This is a genomic window from Streptomyces himastatinicus ATCC 53653, assembly GCF_000158915.1.
Classification (GTDB): Bacteria; Actinomycetota; Actinomycetes; order Streptomycetales; family Streptomycetaceae; genus Streptomyces; species Streptomyces himastatinicus.
In genome coordinates this window covers 778195-793334 of the sequence record NZ_GG657754.1, presented here as the reverse complement: position 1 = coordinate 793334, position 15140 = coordinate 778195, and the positions used below count along the sequence as shown (strand labels likewise).

The 15140-nt window shown below is 68.5% G+C and carries 11 protein-coding genes and 2 pseudogenes; 4 read left to right on the top strand and 9 right to left on the bottom strand.

Annotation, left to right across the window (positions count from 1 at the left end):
* Positions 1-821: 821 nt before the first annotated feature.
* The 4 genes and pseudogenes from SSOG_RS48080 to SSOG_RS55540 all read right to left on the bottom strand — a co-directional run.
* A complete protein-coding gene (locus SSOG_RS48080) occupies positions 822-1943 on the bottom strand; it encodes a pentapeptide repeat-containing protein (protein ID WP_167542460.1) in 1122 nt (373 codons plus the stop codon).
* Between the two features lie 464 nt (positions 1944-2407).
* Positions 2408-2614 (bottom strand): NUDIX hydrolase, encoded by a 207-nt coding sequence (locus tag SSOG_RS58295; RefSeq protein WP_009712655.1) that lies wholly within the window; start codon positions 2612-2614, stop codon positions 2408-2410.
* Positions 2604-2912 carry a hypothetical protein gene (locus tag SSOG_RS02620; protein WP_245606702.1) on the bottom strand — a complete coding sequence of 103 codons (309 nt, stop codon included), beginning with the start codon at positions 2910-2912 and terminating at the stop codon, positions 2604-2606. The genes SSOG_RS58295 and SSOG_RS02620 overlap by 11 nt, the downstream gene beginning before the upstream one ends.
* Before the next feature lie 135 nt (positions 2913-3047).
* Positions 3048-3277: pseudogene (locus SSOG_RS55540) on the bottom strand (integrase core domain-containing protein); the annotation flags it as partial.
* A gap of 175 nt (positions 3278-3452) precedes the next feature.
* On the opposite strand from SSOG_RS55540, the gene SSOG_RS02615 reads away from it, so the two are divergent.
* Positions 3453-6662, top strand: coding sequence for a bifunctional cytochrome P450/NADPH--P450 reductase (locus SSOG_RS02615; protein WP_039936389.1), 3210 nt, complete (start codon positions 3453-3455; stop codon positions 6660-6662).
* A gap of 173 nt (positions 6663-6835) precedes the next feature.
* The gene (locus SSOG_RS02610; RefSeq protein WP_009712652.1) at positions 6836-8059 is read left to right on the top strand and encodes an MFS transporter; all 1224 of its coding nucleotides are present in this window, start codon (positions 6836-6838) and stop codon (positions 8057-8059) included.
* 68 nt (positions 8060-8127) lie between these two features.
* Here the strand turns inward: SSOG_RS02610 and SSOG_RS02605 are convergent, their stop codons facing one another.
* Entirely contained in the window at positions 8128-8751 is a 624-nt protein-coding gene (locus SSOG_RS02605) for a TetR/AcrR family transcriptional regulator (RefSeq protein WP_009712651.1), read from the bottom strand.
* A 366-nt stretch (positions 8752-9117) separates the two neighbouring features.
* Between SSOG_RS02605 and SSOG_RS02600 the strand changes: the two genes are divergently transcribed.
* On the top strand, positions 9118-10185 hold the full coding sequence (locus tag SSOG_RS02600; protein WP_039936388.1) for an AraC family transcriptional regulator: 1068 nt from the start codon (positions 9118-9120) through the stop codon (positions 10183-10185).
* Positions 10186-10191: 6 nt separating this feature from the next.
* Here the strand turns inward: SSOG_RS02600 and SSOG_RS02595 are convergent, their stop codons facing one another.
* The 3 genes from SSOG_RS02595 to SSOG_RS02585 are packed head-to-tail and all read right to left on the bottom strand — an operon-like array spanning position 10192 to position 13840.
* Positions 10192-11613: an aldehyde dehydrogenase family protein gene (locus tag SSOG_RS02595; RefSeq protein ID WP_050799740.1), complete on the bottom strand. Its 1422-nt coding sequence runs from the start codon at positions 11611-11613 to the stop codon at positions 10192-10194.
* Entirely contained in the window at positions 11610-12485 is an 876-nt protein-coding gene (locus SSOG_RS02590) for an SDR family NAD(P)-dependent oxidoreductase (protein WP_009712648.1), read from the bottom strand. Before SSOG_RS02590 ends, SSOG_RS02595 begins: the two co-directional genes overlap by 4 nt.
* Positions 12482-13840, bottom strand: a complete 1359-nt coding sequence (locus SSOG_RS02585) for a flavin-containing monooxygenase (RefSeq protein ID WP_009712647.1) — start codon at positions 13838-13840, stop codon at positions 12482-12484. The genes SSOG_RS02590 and SSOG_RS02585 overlap by 4 nt, the downstream gene beginning before the upstream one ends.
* Positions 13841-14026: 186 nt before the next feature.
* Between SSOG_RS02585 and SSOG_RS02580 the strand changes: the two genes are divergently transcribed.
* Positions 14027-14644: a TetR/AcrR family transcriptional regulator gene (locus SSOG_RS02580; protein ID WP_039936386.1), complete on the top strand. Its 618-nt coding sequence runs from the start codon at positions 14027-14029 to the stop codon at positions 14642-14644.
* A gap of 335 nt (positions 14645-14979) precedes the next feature.
* On the opposite strand, the pseudogene SSOG_RS58290 reads toward SSOG_RS02580, so the two are convergent.
* Positions 14980-15066, bottom strand: a pseudogene (locus SSOG_RS58290) (transposase); the annotation flags it as partial.
* Positions 15067-15140: the final 74 nt, after the last annotated feature.

The window sequence follows — 15140 nt, the reverse complement described above, 5'->3', positions numbered from 1 at the left end:
GACCAGCACACGGACTTCATCAGGCCCGTGAAGGGTCACCAACTGTGCCACCATGCTTCGTACGAGATTACGGATGCGTTCCTCATTGGTGCCGCACACGTGAATATGGTGAAACGCGCGGAGACTAACGGCCATAGGGAGCTCCGCCAAGGTTCTGTACTCCTGCATCAGTGAAGCCAGACCATCGGCGCATACAGGGTCGGATCCCGCGGGAATAGCCGGAGCCACCAGCGTCGTGGCGAGGGACTGAGGCCCGGTGCCAACCCGCACCTGGACGAAATCTTCGTCTTCGTGCGTCCTCTCCCACAGCTGTCCCCGGCGAGCTATGACGGCGCGCAATTCTGACGGCTCCGGATGCAACCGCAGCTGTGCTTCCCGCTGTAGCGAAGCCGTCCGATGCAGCTGCCGACGCGTGTCGGTTAGGTAGCGGAGGTACGCTCGTCGCTGTTGGGTTGTATGTGCGACATCGCCATCTGAACTATGCATCAATGCGACAACGAGCGCGATGGCGACACCGGACACGAGGGTTAAGAAACCAGCAAGCCGAGTAGCCGTGCCATTCGCAGTTAGGATTAGTGCAGCAGAGGAAAGAATGCCCGGAGCGGCCAACAGTACTGGTTGTCGCCATTTCTGCGTCCAAGTGCGGTCCCCGTAAACGGGAGGCGGTCGTAGCGCCACGGAGTCTCCAGGGACGGGTGACGGAAGGACCCGTGGCTGGCGGACGAACGTTCGGACTGTCGATGAGCTTCCGGTGATACTGGTGTGGGATAGATCCGAACCAGGCGGGGGCTGTGTTGTCTCGGCGCTCAACTAAATCTCCGTCAAATGATCACGATGCCGGTGCCAGGATCGTCAGGCATGGCTCGGTCGTCCAAGAGGTGTGTAAATTCGGCGGGCAGGCGCGTCAGCTGGCCCAACACGGCTGAATTCAACTGTTCGGGGGTGAGTGATTGGACGGACCTGAGGTCAGCGGCGACAAGCACAGCGCCTGTGAAGTCGGCACCGTACACGTCAGCCCCCGACAGGTCGGCTCCCGTCAGATCGACCCGTACAAGGCTTACGTTGATCAACGTTGCGTCACGTAGATCGGCACCATCCAACCGCGCACCGTCAAGTCTCGCGGAGAAAAGATCCGCCCGTCGCAGGGAGACCGACGACGCCCAAGCATCGTCCAGACGGGCTGAAGACAGTGAGCAGTCCGTGAACGTGGCCTCCTTGATCTCTGCCCCACGCAAATCGGTCCGTGAGAGGCGGCCACCCGTAAGGTCGGCGCCGTCGAGGCGAGCGCCTCTGAGGTCTGTGCCGTCGAGTTCCGCCTCACGCAAGATGGCTTGACGCAGGTTGCTTCCCCGCAGAAGGCAGCGACGCATGTCCCCTCGTTCGAACGACAGACCTTGTAACTCGGCGCCTCTCAGATCGGACTCAGCCAATTCGGCGCGAGTTGTCCGTCTCATCGAGCCGAGTACATCAAGTGCCGCTTGCACGTCGGCCTCTGGCCTGGGACCTTGTGTTAGCTGGCCTGTTCTCTCGGGCGAGGTCATGCGCCAACTCTGAGTCGACCCCGTAACTGGACGGCGACGCACAATGAACGAGGAGAGCACCTGCGTGATCGAGGCCACGTCGTGCCGGGAATCGCCGGCCAGCCTTTGAAGAGCAAACACTCCGCCTAGACGAGCGTCGAGATATTCGCTGCTCAATTGACTGACGGCGCTGGCATAGCGGTCCGTGATCTGGCTCTGCCGAGAGAGTACGTATCCACGGGCTGTGTAGATGAGCCCTCCGAGGACGGCCAGTCCGGCTGCCGTCTGTAGGACCATGCCGCGCACGTTGTTCAGGTGAGTGAGGCGCTCAGACGGCTTCAACTGCTTCGCTTCCGCATCGGCGAGCCGATGCGGAACCCATTGAAGGAGGAGGAATGAGATACCTACGGCGACAACGAGCACCACGATCAACGTGACCGCTGCCCGTAGTTGTGTCGACCACCTGCCGCGTGTCAAGACGGGCTCCTCCCCCGGACTCAGTGATGAGCAACGTACCGATGCGCCGATGTTCCAACAAGTTTGGGAGGAAACGACGGCGGTCAGCGGCAACCAGTCCACGGCCGTGGCTTCGCCACCTGTAGTCGCTCGGCGATCTCGCTGTGTCCCCCGCCCCCCACTGCAGACGTTGTCTGGACCGCAATTTCGACAACCGGGGGTTCGCCTACCTCCGTGCTGCAAGCAAGTCAGCCATCCGAACGCCATGGCCAGCATCGCTCGGCGAGGTCGAAGGGCCGTCCCTTCCAGCCCGCAGGGAGGAGACGGCCCTTCGTCGCACAGGTCTACGGATGTTGCCGGTCATGCCCAGGCAGGACGATCCACTCACGCCTGGGAGTTCCCGACAACTGCTGTTCCGACAGCCGACTTGCCTAATGAACGGCCAGAAAGTGCCAGGTATTGCCCGCGTACGCCGAGTCGGGGTGACGCAGACCAAGGAGGATCCGCCCGTGCTCGTCCTGGAGGTAGAGGTGGACACCGACGATGTGCAGCTCGGTCCCTTCCGGTGCCTCGTGACGCAGCAGCCGGACGCCGTCCGGGGCACTGTCGGCCGGGGGTGGTGGGCCGTCACGCGGCACCTCCGTCCAGAGAAGGGTCCGGGCAGGAGTCCCCGGTACGTGCCTGTCCGAGGCTGGGTAGGTCCGGCTCTGTCTGCCCGGCGGGAGCGGGTGGCGGGTCGGGCATCTGCCGCAGTCCGCGTAGTGGGGAGCAGGCGAGCACCGCGCCGGGCACGACGAGCAGGAAGGTGCCACCAATCAGGGTGGGCCGTACCCCGGCCCATGTGCCGAGTCCTCCGGCGAGAAGCGCGGCCACCGGTCGGGCGCCGGAGGTCAGCCAGGTGCTCACGGCCTGCATCCGGGCCTGCATGCCCTCCACGGTGATGATCTGGCGAATCGAGCGCTGTGTGGTGCCCGCAGCCCCGGCACAGACCAGTTGGAGGAACAGCGCGGCGCCGATCGTGATCTCCCAACCGAGGCCGGGGGAGGCGAGCAGCAGCGGAATCTGGGTCGCACGGCCCGGCCTGGTCCGGCACTCGCTGTAGTCCCACCTGTGTGTAACGACGCCGATGCCAGCGGAGCAACGTCCCTGGCGTGAGGTAACACCTGCGCCCAGCGACGCCGGGGTGTCAGCGAGGACAATGCCGCGGACCACAACCGGTCCGCCCACTGGTACCGCACCGGACTCGCAAGTTGCCTGCGCAGTACCGAGTTCTCGTGCCGGAGCACGAGCAATTCAGCGTTCACGTATGACATTGTCGCTCGACAAAGTCGTTCAATCATCTCGACGTACGGGGTGGCCTCCGTGGTTGCGTCGAGTGACCGTGTCATGCAACACATTCGACTGACATTGTCAGGTGACAATGTCGTGGGTACGTTGATTGCAAGCGACAGCCGGTGCGGCATGGAAGGCAAACTCATGACCAAGACGTCCCTGCGTGGAATCGAGCCGATCCCTCAGCGTCCGGCCCTCCCGCTGGTCGGCCACGCGTTCAGTGTCCCCAGCGGTGCCGACGGCCTGCTCCATGTGATGAAAGAGGCCAAGGAGCTGGGGCCGCTCTTTAGGCTCCGGATCTTCGGCAACGACATCAACTTCGTCTCCGGCCTGGACCTCGTCACCGAGCTCGCCGACGAGACCCGCTTCCGCAAGAACGTCCACCCGGACCTCGTCGTCCTCCGGGCGATCGGCGGAGACGGGCTGTTCACGGCCTTCAACGACGAGCCGAACTGGCGGAAGGCGCACGACATCCTCATGCCGGCGTTCTCGCTCGGTGCGATGCGCGGGTACCACGCGACGATGCTCAAGGTCGCCCGGGAGCTGATAGGGAAGTGGGACCGGGCGGCAGGCACGGAGCCGGTGGACGTCGCCGCCGACATGACACGGCTCACCTTCGACACGATCGGCCTGTGCGGCTTCGGCTACGACTTCGAGTCGTTCGGCCGCGACGAGACGCACCCCTTCGTCACCTCGCTGTCACGGGCGCTCGGCTTCGCCCAGTCCAAGGGGGAGTCGATCCCCGGTACGGAAGTGTTCAAGTGGAGGCAGGCCGAACAGTTCCGCGGCGACGTGACCCTGATGCAGGACCTGGTCGACGACGTGATCCGGCAGCGCAGGGCTTCCGGCGATCAGAGCACCGACGACCTGCTCGGGCGGATGCTGCACACCCGCGACGCGGGGACGGGCGAACCGCTTGACGACGTGAACATCCGCCACCAGGCGATCACGTTCCTCATCGCCGGGCACGAGACCACCAGCGGGGCGCTGTCCTTCGCTCTGTACTACCTGACCAAGCACCCTGAGGTCCTGGCCCGTGCCCAGGCGGAGGTCGACGCACTGTGGGGCGACACGGACGCGCCCGAACCGGACTACGGAGACATCGGGAAGCTGACGTACATCCGTCAGGTGCTCAACGAGGGCCTGCGGCTGTGGCCCACGGCGCCCGTCTACGCGGTGGAGCCGCTGGAGGACACGGTCATTGGCGGAAAGTACGCCGTGCGCAAGGGCGAGTCGCTGCTGGTGCTCATTCCGCAGCTGCACCGGGACCCGGCCTGGGGCGAGAACGTGGAGCTGTTCGATCCCGACCGGTTCCGGCCCGAGCGGGAGGAGGCACGCCCCGTCCACTTGTTCAAGCCATTCGGCAACGGCGAACGAGCCTGCATCGGCCGCCAGTTCGCGCTTCACGAGGCGACCCTGGTCCTCGCGCTCCTGGTGCACCGCTACCGCCTGATCGACCACACCAACTACCAGCTGAAGATCAAACAGTCCCTCACTCTCAAGCCCGACGAGTTCACCCTCGACCTGGTCCGGCGGACGGCCGCGGAGTGGCGCCGTCCCGCCGCAGTGACCAGCGCACCCGCGGCCCTGGAGCGGCCCGCGGCCCGACGCAACACCGGCACCGCACTGACCCTCCTGCACGGCTCCAACCTCGGGACCTGCGCGGGCATCACCCGAGATCTGGCCGAGGACGGCGGCGAACGCGGATTCACCGCGACCGCCACGCCCCTCAACGAAGCGGTGGGCAAGCTGACGCCCGGCGCCGGACCCGTGGTGATCGTGGCCGCCTCCTACAACGGCAGGCCGACCGATGACGCCACGGAGTTCGTCGCCTGGCTGGAGGGACTTGAGCCCGGCTCGCTCGACGGTGTCCAGTACGCCGTACTCGGTGTCGGAGACCGCAACTGGGCCGCCACCTACCAGCGCATCCCCACCCTCATCGACGAACGGCTCACCGCCGCAGGCGCCGTACGCCTTCTGGAGCGCGGTGCAGCCGACGCCTCCGGCGACTTCGCCGGCACCGTGGACCGGTGGACCGGTGACCTGTGGACCGTCCTCTTCGACCGGTACGGAGCCGAAGGGGAGGCGGCCGCGGTGGAGACGGAGGCCGACCACGATGCGGGGCTGTACGAGCTGCAGGACACGACCGACTCGGTCATCGGTGAGCTCGCGGCACGCCACGGCGTCCAGTCGATGGAGGTGCTGGAGGCGTACGAACTGGTGGTGATGGACCACCCGCTCGGCCGCTCCAAGCGTTTCGTGCGGCTGCGGCTGCCCGACGGCGTCACCTACCGCACCGGCGACCACCTGGCCGTACTCCCGCGCAACCCGGACGACCTCGTCCAGCGGGTCGCCGACCGGTTCGGCCTCGACCTGGACCGCACCGTCCGGCTGTGCGCCCGCCGCCGCAGCCGCAACATCCTGCCCGTCGACCGCCCGCTGCCCCTGCGCCGGCTGCTGACCGACTTCGTCGAACTGCAGGACGCAGCGACCCAGGAGCAGGTCGCGGTGCTCGCCGAGCACACGGCCTGCCCACCGGAGAAGCGCCCCTTGGCCGAGCTGGCGGCGGTGGAACCCGAAGCCTTCCGTGAGCAGGTGACGGTCGCGGGGCGAAGCGTCCTGGACCTGCTGGAACGGTTCCGCGCCTGCGAGTTGCCGTTCGAGCGCTTCCTCGAACTGCTCCCCGTGCTGCGGCCGCGTCACTACTCGATCTCCTCCTCCGCCCAGGCGGCTCCGGGCGAGGTGGACCTGATGGTCTCGCTGCTGGCAGCACCCCACCGCGGCGGCGAGGGAACCTTCAACGGCATCGCCTCGCACTACATCCAGACCGTTCGGGCCGGGGACACCGTCCAGGCCAGGGTGCTTCCGTGCAGCGAGTCGTTCCGTCTGCCGGAGGACCCGTCCGTCCCCGTCATCCTGGTCAGCGCGGGCACCGGCCTGGCCCCCTTCCGTGGGGCCGTCCTCGACCGCAAGCACGCGGGAGCGACCGGGACGATGCTGTGCTACTTCGGCTGCGACCACCCCGACGTCGACTACCTCCACCACGAGGAATTCGCTCCGGCCGAGGCGGCCGGAGCCGTCAGCATGCGCCCCACCTTCGCCTGCGCGCCCGAGGACGGCGCCCGCTTCGTCCAGGACCGCATCGCAAAGGAGAGCGACGAGGTCTGGGCCGCACTGGAGGCCGGCGGACGCGTCTACATCTGCGGCGACGGCCGCCGCATGGCTCCCGCCGTGCGCGAGGCGTTCATGGCCATCTACCGCAAGTACACGGGCGCGGACGACGAAGAGGCCGCCGCCTGGCTCGCCGTCCTGATCGAGTCCGGCACCTACGTCGAGGACGTCTGGGCCGGCTGAACACACCGGATCCTCTCCACGGGGCACGGGCGTCCGCAGCGCCCGCGCCCCGTGACCGCCCCCGTTCCGAATGCCATTTGCTCTCCCACACGTGAGGTTTCCATGCTTGTCGCACGCTCGGCGGTACGCCGAGGATCCGCGCTCTTCCCGTACTCGTTGCAACGGAGCGACCGGTGAAGGCGCGCGGCGGTACCGTTCTCACCTTCGGCGTGGCGGTGGCGCTCATCGCCGGAGTGACGCTCGGCAACGGTGGCGCGAATGTGATGCCCGTCTTCGTCGACGACTTCGCCTCGCGCTTCGCGATGTCGAACTCCGGTGCTGGACTCGTCGCCGCGACCCAGCTGCTGGCGACCGCCGTCGTGACCCTGCTGCTGGCCGAAAGGGCCGCGCGGCCGGGCCGTGTGCAGCTGACCCGTCTCGGCCTCGCCTGCGCGCTGGTCGGCTTCCTGGCCGCGACGGCAGCGCCCGATGCGGGGACTCTGATCCTGGCGAACCTGGTCCTGGGAGCAGGACTCGGTGCGGTCTACGCCGCGGCCACAGCGGCGCTCGCCGCCACCGACGACGCGGACAAGGCGTCCGCGGTGACCATCTCGGGGACAGTCGGGGTGACGGCGCTGCTGATCATGGCGGTGCCCGCAGCCAACCACGATGTGGGGGAGGGCGCCGGGTTCGTACTCATGGCGTTGTGCTGCATGGCTGCCTGGCCTCTCGTGCGCCGGCTTCCGGACGGCCCTCCAGCCTCCGACGGCGCCTCCGATGGCGCCTCCGATGGCGCCTCCGACGGCGTGGAGGGCAAAGGCGTCGCGGCCCGCCCTTCGGTGATCCTGCTGGCCGGAACCGCGCTCTTGTGGGCAGTCACCCAGGGGGCATGGTCGTACGCATCGGTGCTGGGACGTCAGCACACCGCCATGTCGGACTCGGTCGTGTCGGCGGTCCTCGCGGTCTCGAGCGTCGTGGCACTCGTCGGCGCGGTCGTCGGCCCCGCAGCCGCACGCCGCTTCGGGCGCATGCGGTCGATGGCTGCGTTCGTCACAGCACAGGCCCTCGCGATGGCCGTCCTGATCTCCACCCACGAGGCCGTGTTCTTCATCGCCGCAGCCGTGGTCTGGCAGGCCTGCCAACTGGCCGTCCTGGTACAGATGCTGGCTGCCGCCGCGCTCATCGACCGGACAGGACGCCTGGTCGCGTCCCTCAGTGGCGCTGGCGCGCTGGGCACCGGCGTCGGGCCACTGGCCGTCGGCGCCATCCTGGACGCAGCGGGAGCCGGCGTACTCAGCATCTTTCTGGCCCTCGGCACTTTCCTCGCCTCTCTGCCCCTGCTCAGTATGACGGTGGCAGGTGAAGGCGCCTCCGCCGAGCGGCACTCGGCTCCGTCGCCCGCTGCCGACGCTGGTTGAGAGCATCTGGCGCTGTGGCCGGATCCCCGCGCTGGTGTCCCGGTGCGGGTGGTGGCCCGCCAGCCTGGTCAGGCCGTAGGTACGGTCACGAGGTCCAGTCGGCCACCCGCCAGGGCCACGACGGCGGAGACCAGCGCTTGGAGGGCGGTGTGTTCGGCCGCGTCGTCGGGCAGTGACAGGTGCTGCAAGGTCAGTCCGTCGAAACCCGCGAGGAAGAATCGCGCGAGTGTCTCGGCCGGCTGGCCGAGCTGATGGCCGGTGCGTTCGGCTGCCTCGTTCACCAGCTTCGTCGTCACGTCCACGATCCCGCCGTAGTGGCCGCGCAGGGCCTCGCTCAGGTGGGGGGTGCGCAGAGCGAACATGGACAGCTCCGTGAGCAGCTGGTAGCTGGTGGGCTGCTCACCCACGGTGCGCCACAAGGCGGCGGCAAGAGCCGCGACCGTCGCCTCGAAACCGGAGTCCTCGGGTGCCGCCCGCTCGACCTGGGCGACCAGGTCCTCGGTGAGCTGCTCCATGACGGCGCGGTAGAGCTCCTCCTTCGTGCCGAACGTGTAGTGCACGGTGGCCTGTGCGACGCCCAGCTCGGCAGCGATGGCGCGCGTGCTTCCGGCTGCGACGCCCTCCCTGGTCATGAGGTCGATGGCCGCTTTGATCAGTTGGGGGCGGCGTTCGGCCGCGGAGACGTGAGCCATGTCTCCATTATATCGACTTAGTCCACTGTTTAAGTCGTTCGATCAAGTCGATGGAGATGGTGGTCCGCGACGGAGCCGTCGGCGCAGGGCTTGCCCGTCCCTGGCCAGGCCGCGCTCGGCGAACTCGACGGCCAGGACGTGCATGAGCCGAGCCGTCTCCTGCCCGATCGGCCGGTCGGGAAGCAGGCCCAGGGCGACGTCGGAGCGGCCGCTGCGCAGTGTCCTCGCGGCAGCTTACGGCGCGTAACCGAACGGGGGCCGCGGCCTCCCGCACACTCTGCCGCGTCGTCTCGGGGTTCGCTGTCCGACGGCGGACCCCGTCTACTGTTGGTGCGACGAGCAATGTCCTGGTGACAAGGAATGCCCATGCCCCGCCGCCCCTTTCCGGACAACACTCCGGGCACCAGTCGCAGTACCTCGGCCACCATCCCGCCGAACATCCTCCGCTACCTCGCGCTCGTCGCGGATGGGTACGGCGTCGACCTCCACTCGGAGCTGACCCGCGTCGGACTGGACGAGACGGTGATGCGCTCCGCCGGGCTGCGCGTCTCCTACCGGCAGGGCAGCGCCGTCATCCGCCGTGCTGTGGAGCTCACGGGTGACGCGCACCTGGGCCTGCGGGTGGGTGCGGCCCAGCACCTGACCGCTTGGGGGTTGCTCGGCTTCGCGCAGTTGGCCGCCGAGACCCTGCGGGACGCTGTCGAGACAGGTGTGCGCTTCCAGAACCTGTCCGGGGCCATGGTGGTCTGGTCGGCCGACGAGGAGGAGACCGGCTATGTGCTGCGCGCCGACTTGCCCGACCCCGCGCTCGATCCGACGGTCGCGGTCTTCCTCGCCGAGGAGGCGTTCGCCAGCGTCGTCACGCTGACACGCCTGAGTGCCGGCGTCGAATTCGCCCCGCAGAGCGTCGAGTTCGCCTTCCCCGCGCCGCCCGACATGCATCCGTTCACCGAGCTGTTCCGCTGCGCGGTGAGGTTCGCCGCGGACGTGAACCGCATGGTGTTCCCGATGGTGTGGGCCCGGCGCCCGATGCCGGGCCGGGATCCCGTCACGTACGCCGCCACTGTTGAGGTGCTGGAGCAGGCGATGGCGTCGCGCCGCGACCAGCAGGACCTCCTGGAGGTGCTGGAGATCTCGATCGCGCAGAGCTTGCCCGACGTGCCCTCGGTCGTCGAGCAGGCCCGCCGTCACGCCTCCAGCGAGCGCACGCTGCGCCGTCGTCTGGCCGAGTGCGGTACGACGTACGAGGCCGTCGTCGACGGAGTGAGGCGCGAGCGGGTCGAACAGCTGCTGTACCGAAGCGAGGCGACGATGCGTGACATCGCCCGGCAGGCGGGTTTCTCCGACGTACGGGCGCTCCGACGGGCGGTGCGTCGCTGGCACGGCGTGGCGCCCCGCCAGCTGCGTGCGCGGGAGGGGCGCGTCGGCAGTTGAACGCCGTCAGCGTGTGCGGATCCAGACTGTCTTCTCCCTGGTCCACTGCTCGAAGGCGTTCGTCGACTTCTCCGCGCCGCCGAAGCCGGACTGCTTCCAGCCGCCGAAGGGGGTGGTGATGTCGCCCTCGCTGTAGGCGTTGACCGAGACCACGCCCGCCTGGATGCGGCGGGCCAGGTGGAAGGCCGCGTCGAGGTCACGGGTCCAGACCGAGGCGGCGAGACCGTACTCGGAGGCGTTCGCCAGCCCCACGGCCTCGTCCTCGGAGGTGAAGGTCTGGATGGTGACGACCGGGCCGAACAGCTCCTGCGTCAGGACCTTGCCGTTCTCGGGGGCTCCGGTGACGACGGTCGGCGGGCAGTAGGCGCCCTGCGGATGCAGGCCCCTGGGCAGCCCGCCCGTGTGGATCCCGGCACCGGCGGCTCGGGCCTCCTCCACCGCCGCCGCGACCCGGTCCCTGGCCACGCGGCTGATCAGCGGGCCGATCTGCGTCTCCGGCTTGGCCGGGTCCCCGATGACCAGCGCCTTGGCCGCCGCCGTGAACCGGGCGAGGACCTCGTCGGCGATGTCCTGGTGGACCAGGATCCGGGAGCCGGCCGTGCAGTTCTGGCCCATGGTCAGGAACGCGGCCTCGATCATGTTCTCGATCAGTTCGTCGCCGTACGAGAGCGCGTCCGGCATCAGCACCTGGGGACTCTTGCCCCCCATCTCCAGGGAAACCCGCTTGAAGTTGGTCTCCGCCGCATCGGCGAGGATGCCGCGTCCGGTGGTGGCTGATCCGGTGAACGACAGCGCGCGGACAAAGGCGTCGCGGGCGAGGGCCGCTCCGGTGACGGAACCGTGGCCGGGCAGCACCGTCAGCACGTGGTCCGGGAGGCCCGCCTCCGCCGCCAGGCCAGCGAGGTGAAGGGTGGAGCGCGGGGTCGCCTCGGCCGGCTTGAGCAGCAGGCTGTTGCCCACGGCGAGCGCCGGGCCGACCTTCCAGGCGGCCATGGCCAGGGGGTAGTTCCAGGGCAGGATCGCCGCGGCAACGCCGACGGGTTCGCGGCTGATCAGCCCCAGGCTGTCGTGTCCGGTGGAGGCGAGGCGCCCGAAGACCTTGTCGGCCGCCTCCGCGAACCAGCGGATCGACTCGATCGCCCCGGGTACGTCGCCGGTACGGCACTCGGTGATCGGCTTGCCCGCGTCCTCGCTGTCCAGCCGGGCCAGGAGTTCGGCGTCGCGCTCCATGAGGTCAGCGAGGCGGAGCAGTACCGTCGCGCGCTCGCGCGGGGGCCGCCCGGACCAGACGCCGCTCTCGAAGACGACGTGTGCCCGCTCGGCCGCCTTTGCGACCTCGTGCGCGCCGACGGCGGTGACCGTCGTGATCAGCTCGCCTGATGCGGGGTTGACGAGGTCGAGCTCGTCCTTCGGGTCCGTCCCCGTCATGATTCCTCCACCAGTTCCCACTGGCCGCCGACCTGATGGGCCAGTCCCCTGCGCCGCAGGTCCTCCAGATAGCGGGCCATGCCCCGCTCACCACGCTTCCGGAACAGTGGGAAGAGCCTGGGCAGCAGGTTCGGCGCCAGCATCGCGAACCGGACCAGTCGCGACTGGCTCGGCCGGACATACGCCTCCAGCCGGGGCCTGTCCAGCAGGCTGACGACGGCGCGGACGACGTCGGCCGGCTGCTGCGGCTGGTCCTGGAACTGCATGGAGTTCCCGCCGTCCACGGCCTCCTGTTGGAGCATCCGGGTGTCGGTCGCCGACGGCAGCACCGAACCGGCCTTGATCCCCTTGCCCCTGAGATCCAGCCCGATGGCGAGCATGGCACCGCGCAGCCCGAACTTCGACGCGGTGTAGATGGGGGTCTCGCCCAGCGGGAAGATCCCGCCGAGGGACACCGCGGTGATCACGCGCGGATCTCCGGAGGCTCGCAGCAGTGGAATGGCGAGGCGGGTGGCGACCAGCGGGGAGAGCAGGTTGAGGTCGATCTCCCGCTCGATGCTCTCGACGCTGCGGACGTCGAAGCGTTCGGCGCTGGTCATTCCGACGTTGTTGACCAGGACGTCGATACGGCCGTGGGTCGCGGCGATGGAATCCAGCCCCCGTTCCACTGCGGCGCGGTCCAGCAGGTCGCAGCTCAGGTAGATATGACCGGTTCCGGGGAGTTCGGAGGCGGTGCGCTCGGCGCGCACCTCGTCGATGTCGACCACGACGAGCCGGGCACCGCCGCCGGCGAACCTGCGGCACATCGCGCCGCCGATGCCGCCCGCGCCGCCGGTCACCACGATGACCTTGTCGCGGAAGTCGTACGTCACGACGCCACCGCCTCGCGCCGCACGGACGTCACCCGCGGCGGACGGCCCTCCGCACGCCAGCCCATTTCGGCGGCGACCTTGGCGAGGTACTTCACGATGGCCTCGCTGTGGACGTATCCGGTGTGGCGCGGCGAGTCGACGAACCTCAGCCCGCCGGTCAGGTCGGGCCGGTCGCTGCGGATCATGCGGGCGAACCGCTCGGCCGTCGGGAGCCCGCCCCGGGTGTCCTGGACGAAGGAGGCAATCAACTGGGCTTGGCTGTCGAAGAGTTTGTAGGCCCCGGAGTTCGTCTCCACGAAACCTACGCCGAACAGGCCCTCGTGTTCGCGGGAGAACGACGACAGGTAGAGGTCGGGGTGCTGTTCGTTGCCGAAGTACTTCTGGGCAGCGGGCACCTTGTGCACGTATCCGGTTGCCAGGAGGACCAGGTCGAAGTCGTCGTTGCTGCCGTCGGTGAAGTGAACCGTCCTGCCCTCGGTACGGGAGATGCCGGGCCTCGCCGTGATGTCGCCGTGCTGGAGGTGGTGCAGCAGCATCGAGTTGATCGCGGGGTGGGTCTCGAACAGCTTGTGGTCGGGCTTCTGGAGGCCGAGCCTGCGCGGGTCACCGTTGATGATGCGCAGCAGGGTGCCGAAGAGCTTCTGCTGGAGCCACATCGGCAGGTGCGGTCCGCCCGCCGCGATGGTATCCACCGGGCGTCCGAACAGGTGCTTGGGGATGAACCAGTAGCCGCGCCGCATGCTGATCACCGCGCGGTCGGCGGCACGGGCCGCGTCGCAGGCAATGTCGAGACCGGAGTTCCCGGCACCGACCACGAGCACCCGCTTGCCGCGCAGTTCGTCACTGCTTCGGTAGCTGACGGTGTGGCGCACCTCGCCGGTGAACTCACCTGGCAGATCCGGGACGTTGGGGTTCCACTGCGAGCCAGTGCACACCACGACCTGCTGATGCACGCTCTCCCGCCCGTCGGCCCGGGTCACCGTCCAGGTGCCGTCCGCGTTCTTCTCGACGTCGCGGACCTCGGTGCCGAACTCGATCCGCTCCCTCAGCCCGTACGCCTCGGCGAACGACGTCAGGTAGGACAGGATCTGCCGGTGCGGCGGATAGTCCGCGAAGTGGTCCGGCATGGGGTAGCCGCCGAAGCCGGAGAGGGTCTTGCTGGAGATGAAGTGGGCAGACTCGTACATCGGGCTGCCGGGATTGTCGATGTCCCACAGCCCGCCCGGCCCGGTGTGCCGCTCGATGTGCGTGTACGGCAGGTCCCGCTCCGTCAGCGCCCTCGCGACGGCCAGACCGGCGGGGCCTGCTCCGATGACACAGGTGTCGTATGCGTCGTACCGGTTCTCGCTCACCAGCCCGCCTCCTTTCCTTTACCTGACGTCTCGCAGGTGTTGCCGGAAACCTATGCACCAGGCGCTCGGCGGGAACTGACCTGTGCGGCCACGGAGGGGACCCCAGCGGCCAACGGGCGGCCGTCCCGGTCCAGCGGATCGACTTGATCGACCGACTTGCTCAAAAGACTGGGTCGCTATGATGTGCCTATGGCTCACGTGTCCGCGGCGGAGCGCCGCCCCCAGCTGATCAAAGCGGCCATCGACCTCATGACCAGGGAGGGCGTCGCCGCCGGAAGCACCCGTGCCATCGCCGCCGAGCTCGGCGTGGCACAGGCGACGGTGCACTACACCTTCGGCACCAAAGAAGACCTGTACCGGGCCGTCATGGAACAGCTCACCCAGGAGCTGCTCGCCCAGGTCGAGCACGGGGCGCCCACGGACGCCGGTTTCGAGGAGACGGTCGTCGCCCTGGCCGCCGCACTGTGGCGCACCGTGCGTGAGCGGCCGACCAGCTATCAGCTGCTCACCGAGCTGTCCATGTTCGCGCTCCGCGCGCCCAGCCTTCAGGCGGCTCTCCAGAGCCACTACCGCGAGGTGACGGCCGTGACGACCAAGCTGATCACCGAGGCCGCTGAACGCGCCGACCATGAGCTCGTCCAGCCGGCCGAGACCATCGCCCGGTTCTTCCTCGCCGGGTTCGACGGACTCACCTTGCAGCACCTCTCGCTGCCCGACCAGGAGGCCGAACAGGCCGGATTGCAAGCCCTGGTCTCGACGGTCGTGGCCATGGCGAGTGGCCGGCTGGACCTGGTGTCGGTGCCGTGACCCGACGCCGACACGCCACTGGCGACGCCGAGGCCGCCGCCGTGATCTGACGGGGGGCGTGGACCGCGGGTTCGGTGGTCGGGGGGGACCACGAAGGCGATGGGCTGATCAGGGGGCGTCCCGTGGGCGCCGGTGTTTGCGGCGACCCGCGCCGCGCCGGCATGCGTCGTACCTCGATGGTCAGCCTCGACACCCGGATCGGCTCGGACGGCGCCGCCGAGTGTGGTGCACCCCGCGTCCGGGGCACGCTCGGCTCTTGGCCTTCCGCCCGCACAGTCACCCACGCGCAACTCGGATGACGATATCTGCGCCGTAGACGTCCAGGTATTTCGACGGGACTCCAGTCCCAGTCCGGTCCCGGCGATGAAGCCGTCGAGCACTTCGGGGCGGCGTTGGGCGCCGCATAGGCGGTTCCTCACGAGCGGGGTGCTCGCGCACCCGGAAGCCCTTCTTCTCGCCAGTTCGGCCCCGGTACGTCTGCCGCCCCACCGTCTCC

What these genes read in the sequence shown, in the direction of transcription:
- SSOG_RS02615 (WP_039936389.1), top strand. Translation starts at nt 3,453, where the DNA reads ATGACCAAGACGTCCCTGCGTGGAATCGAGCCGATCCCTCAGCGTCCG.
- SSOG_RS02605 (WP_009712651.1), bottom strand. Translation starts at nt 8,751, where the DNA reads ATGGCTCACGTCTCCGCGGCCGAACGCCGCCCCCAACTGATCAAAGCG.
- SSOG_RS02600 (WP_039936388.1), top strand. Translation starts at nt 9,118, where the DNA reads ATGCCCCGCCGCCCCTTTCCGGACAACACTCCGGGCACCAGTCGCAGT.
- SSOG_RS02595 (WP_050799740.1), bottom strand. Translation starts at nt 11,613, where the DNA reads ATGACGGGGACGGACCCGAAGGACGAGCTCGACCTCGTCAACCCCGCA.
- SSOG_RS02580 (WP_039936386.1), top strand. Translation starts at nt 14,027, where the DNA reads ATGGCTCACGTGTCCGCGGCGGAGCGCCGCCCCCAGCTGATCAAAGCG.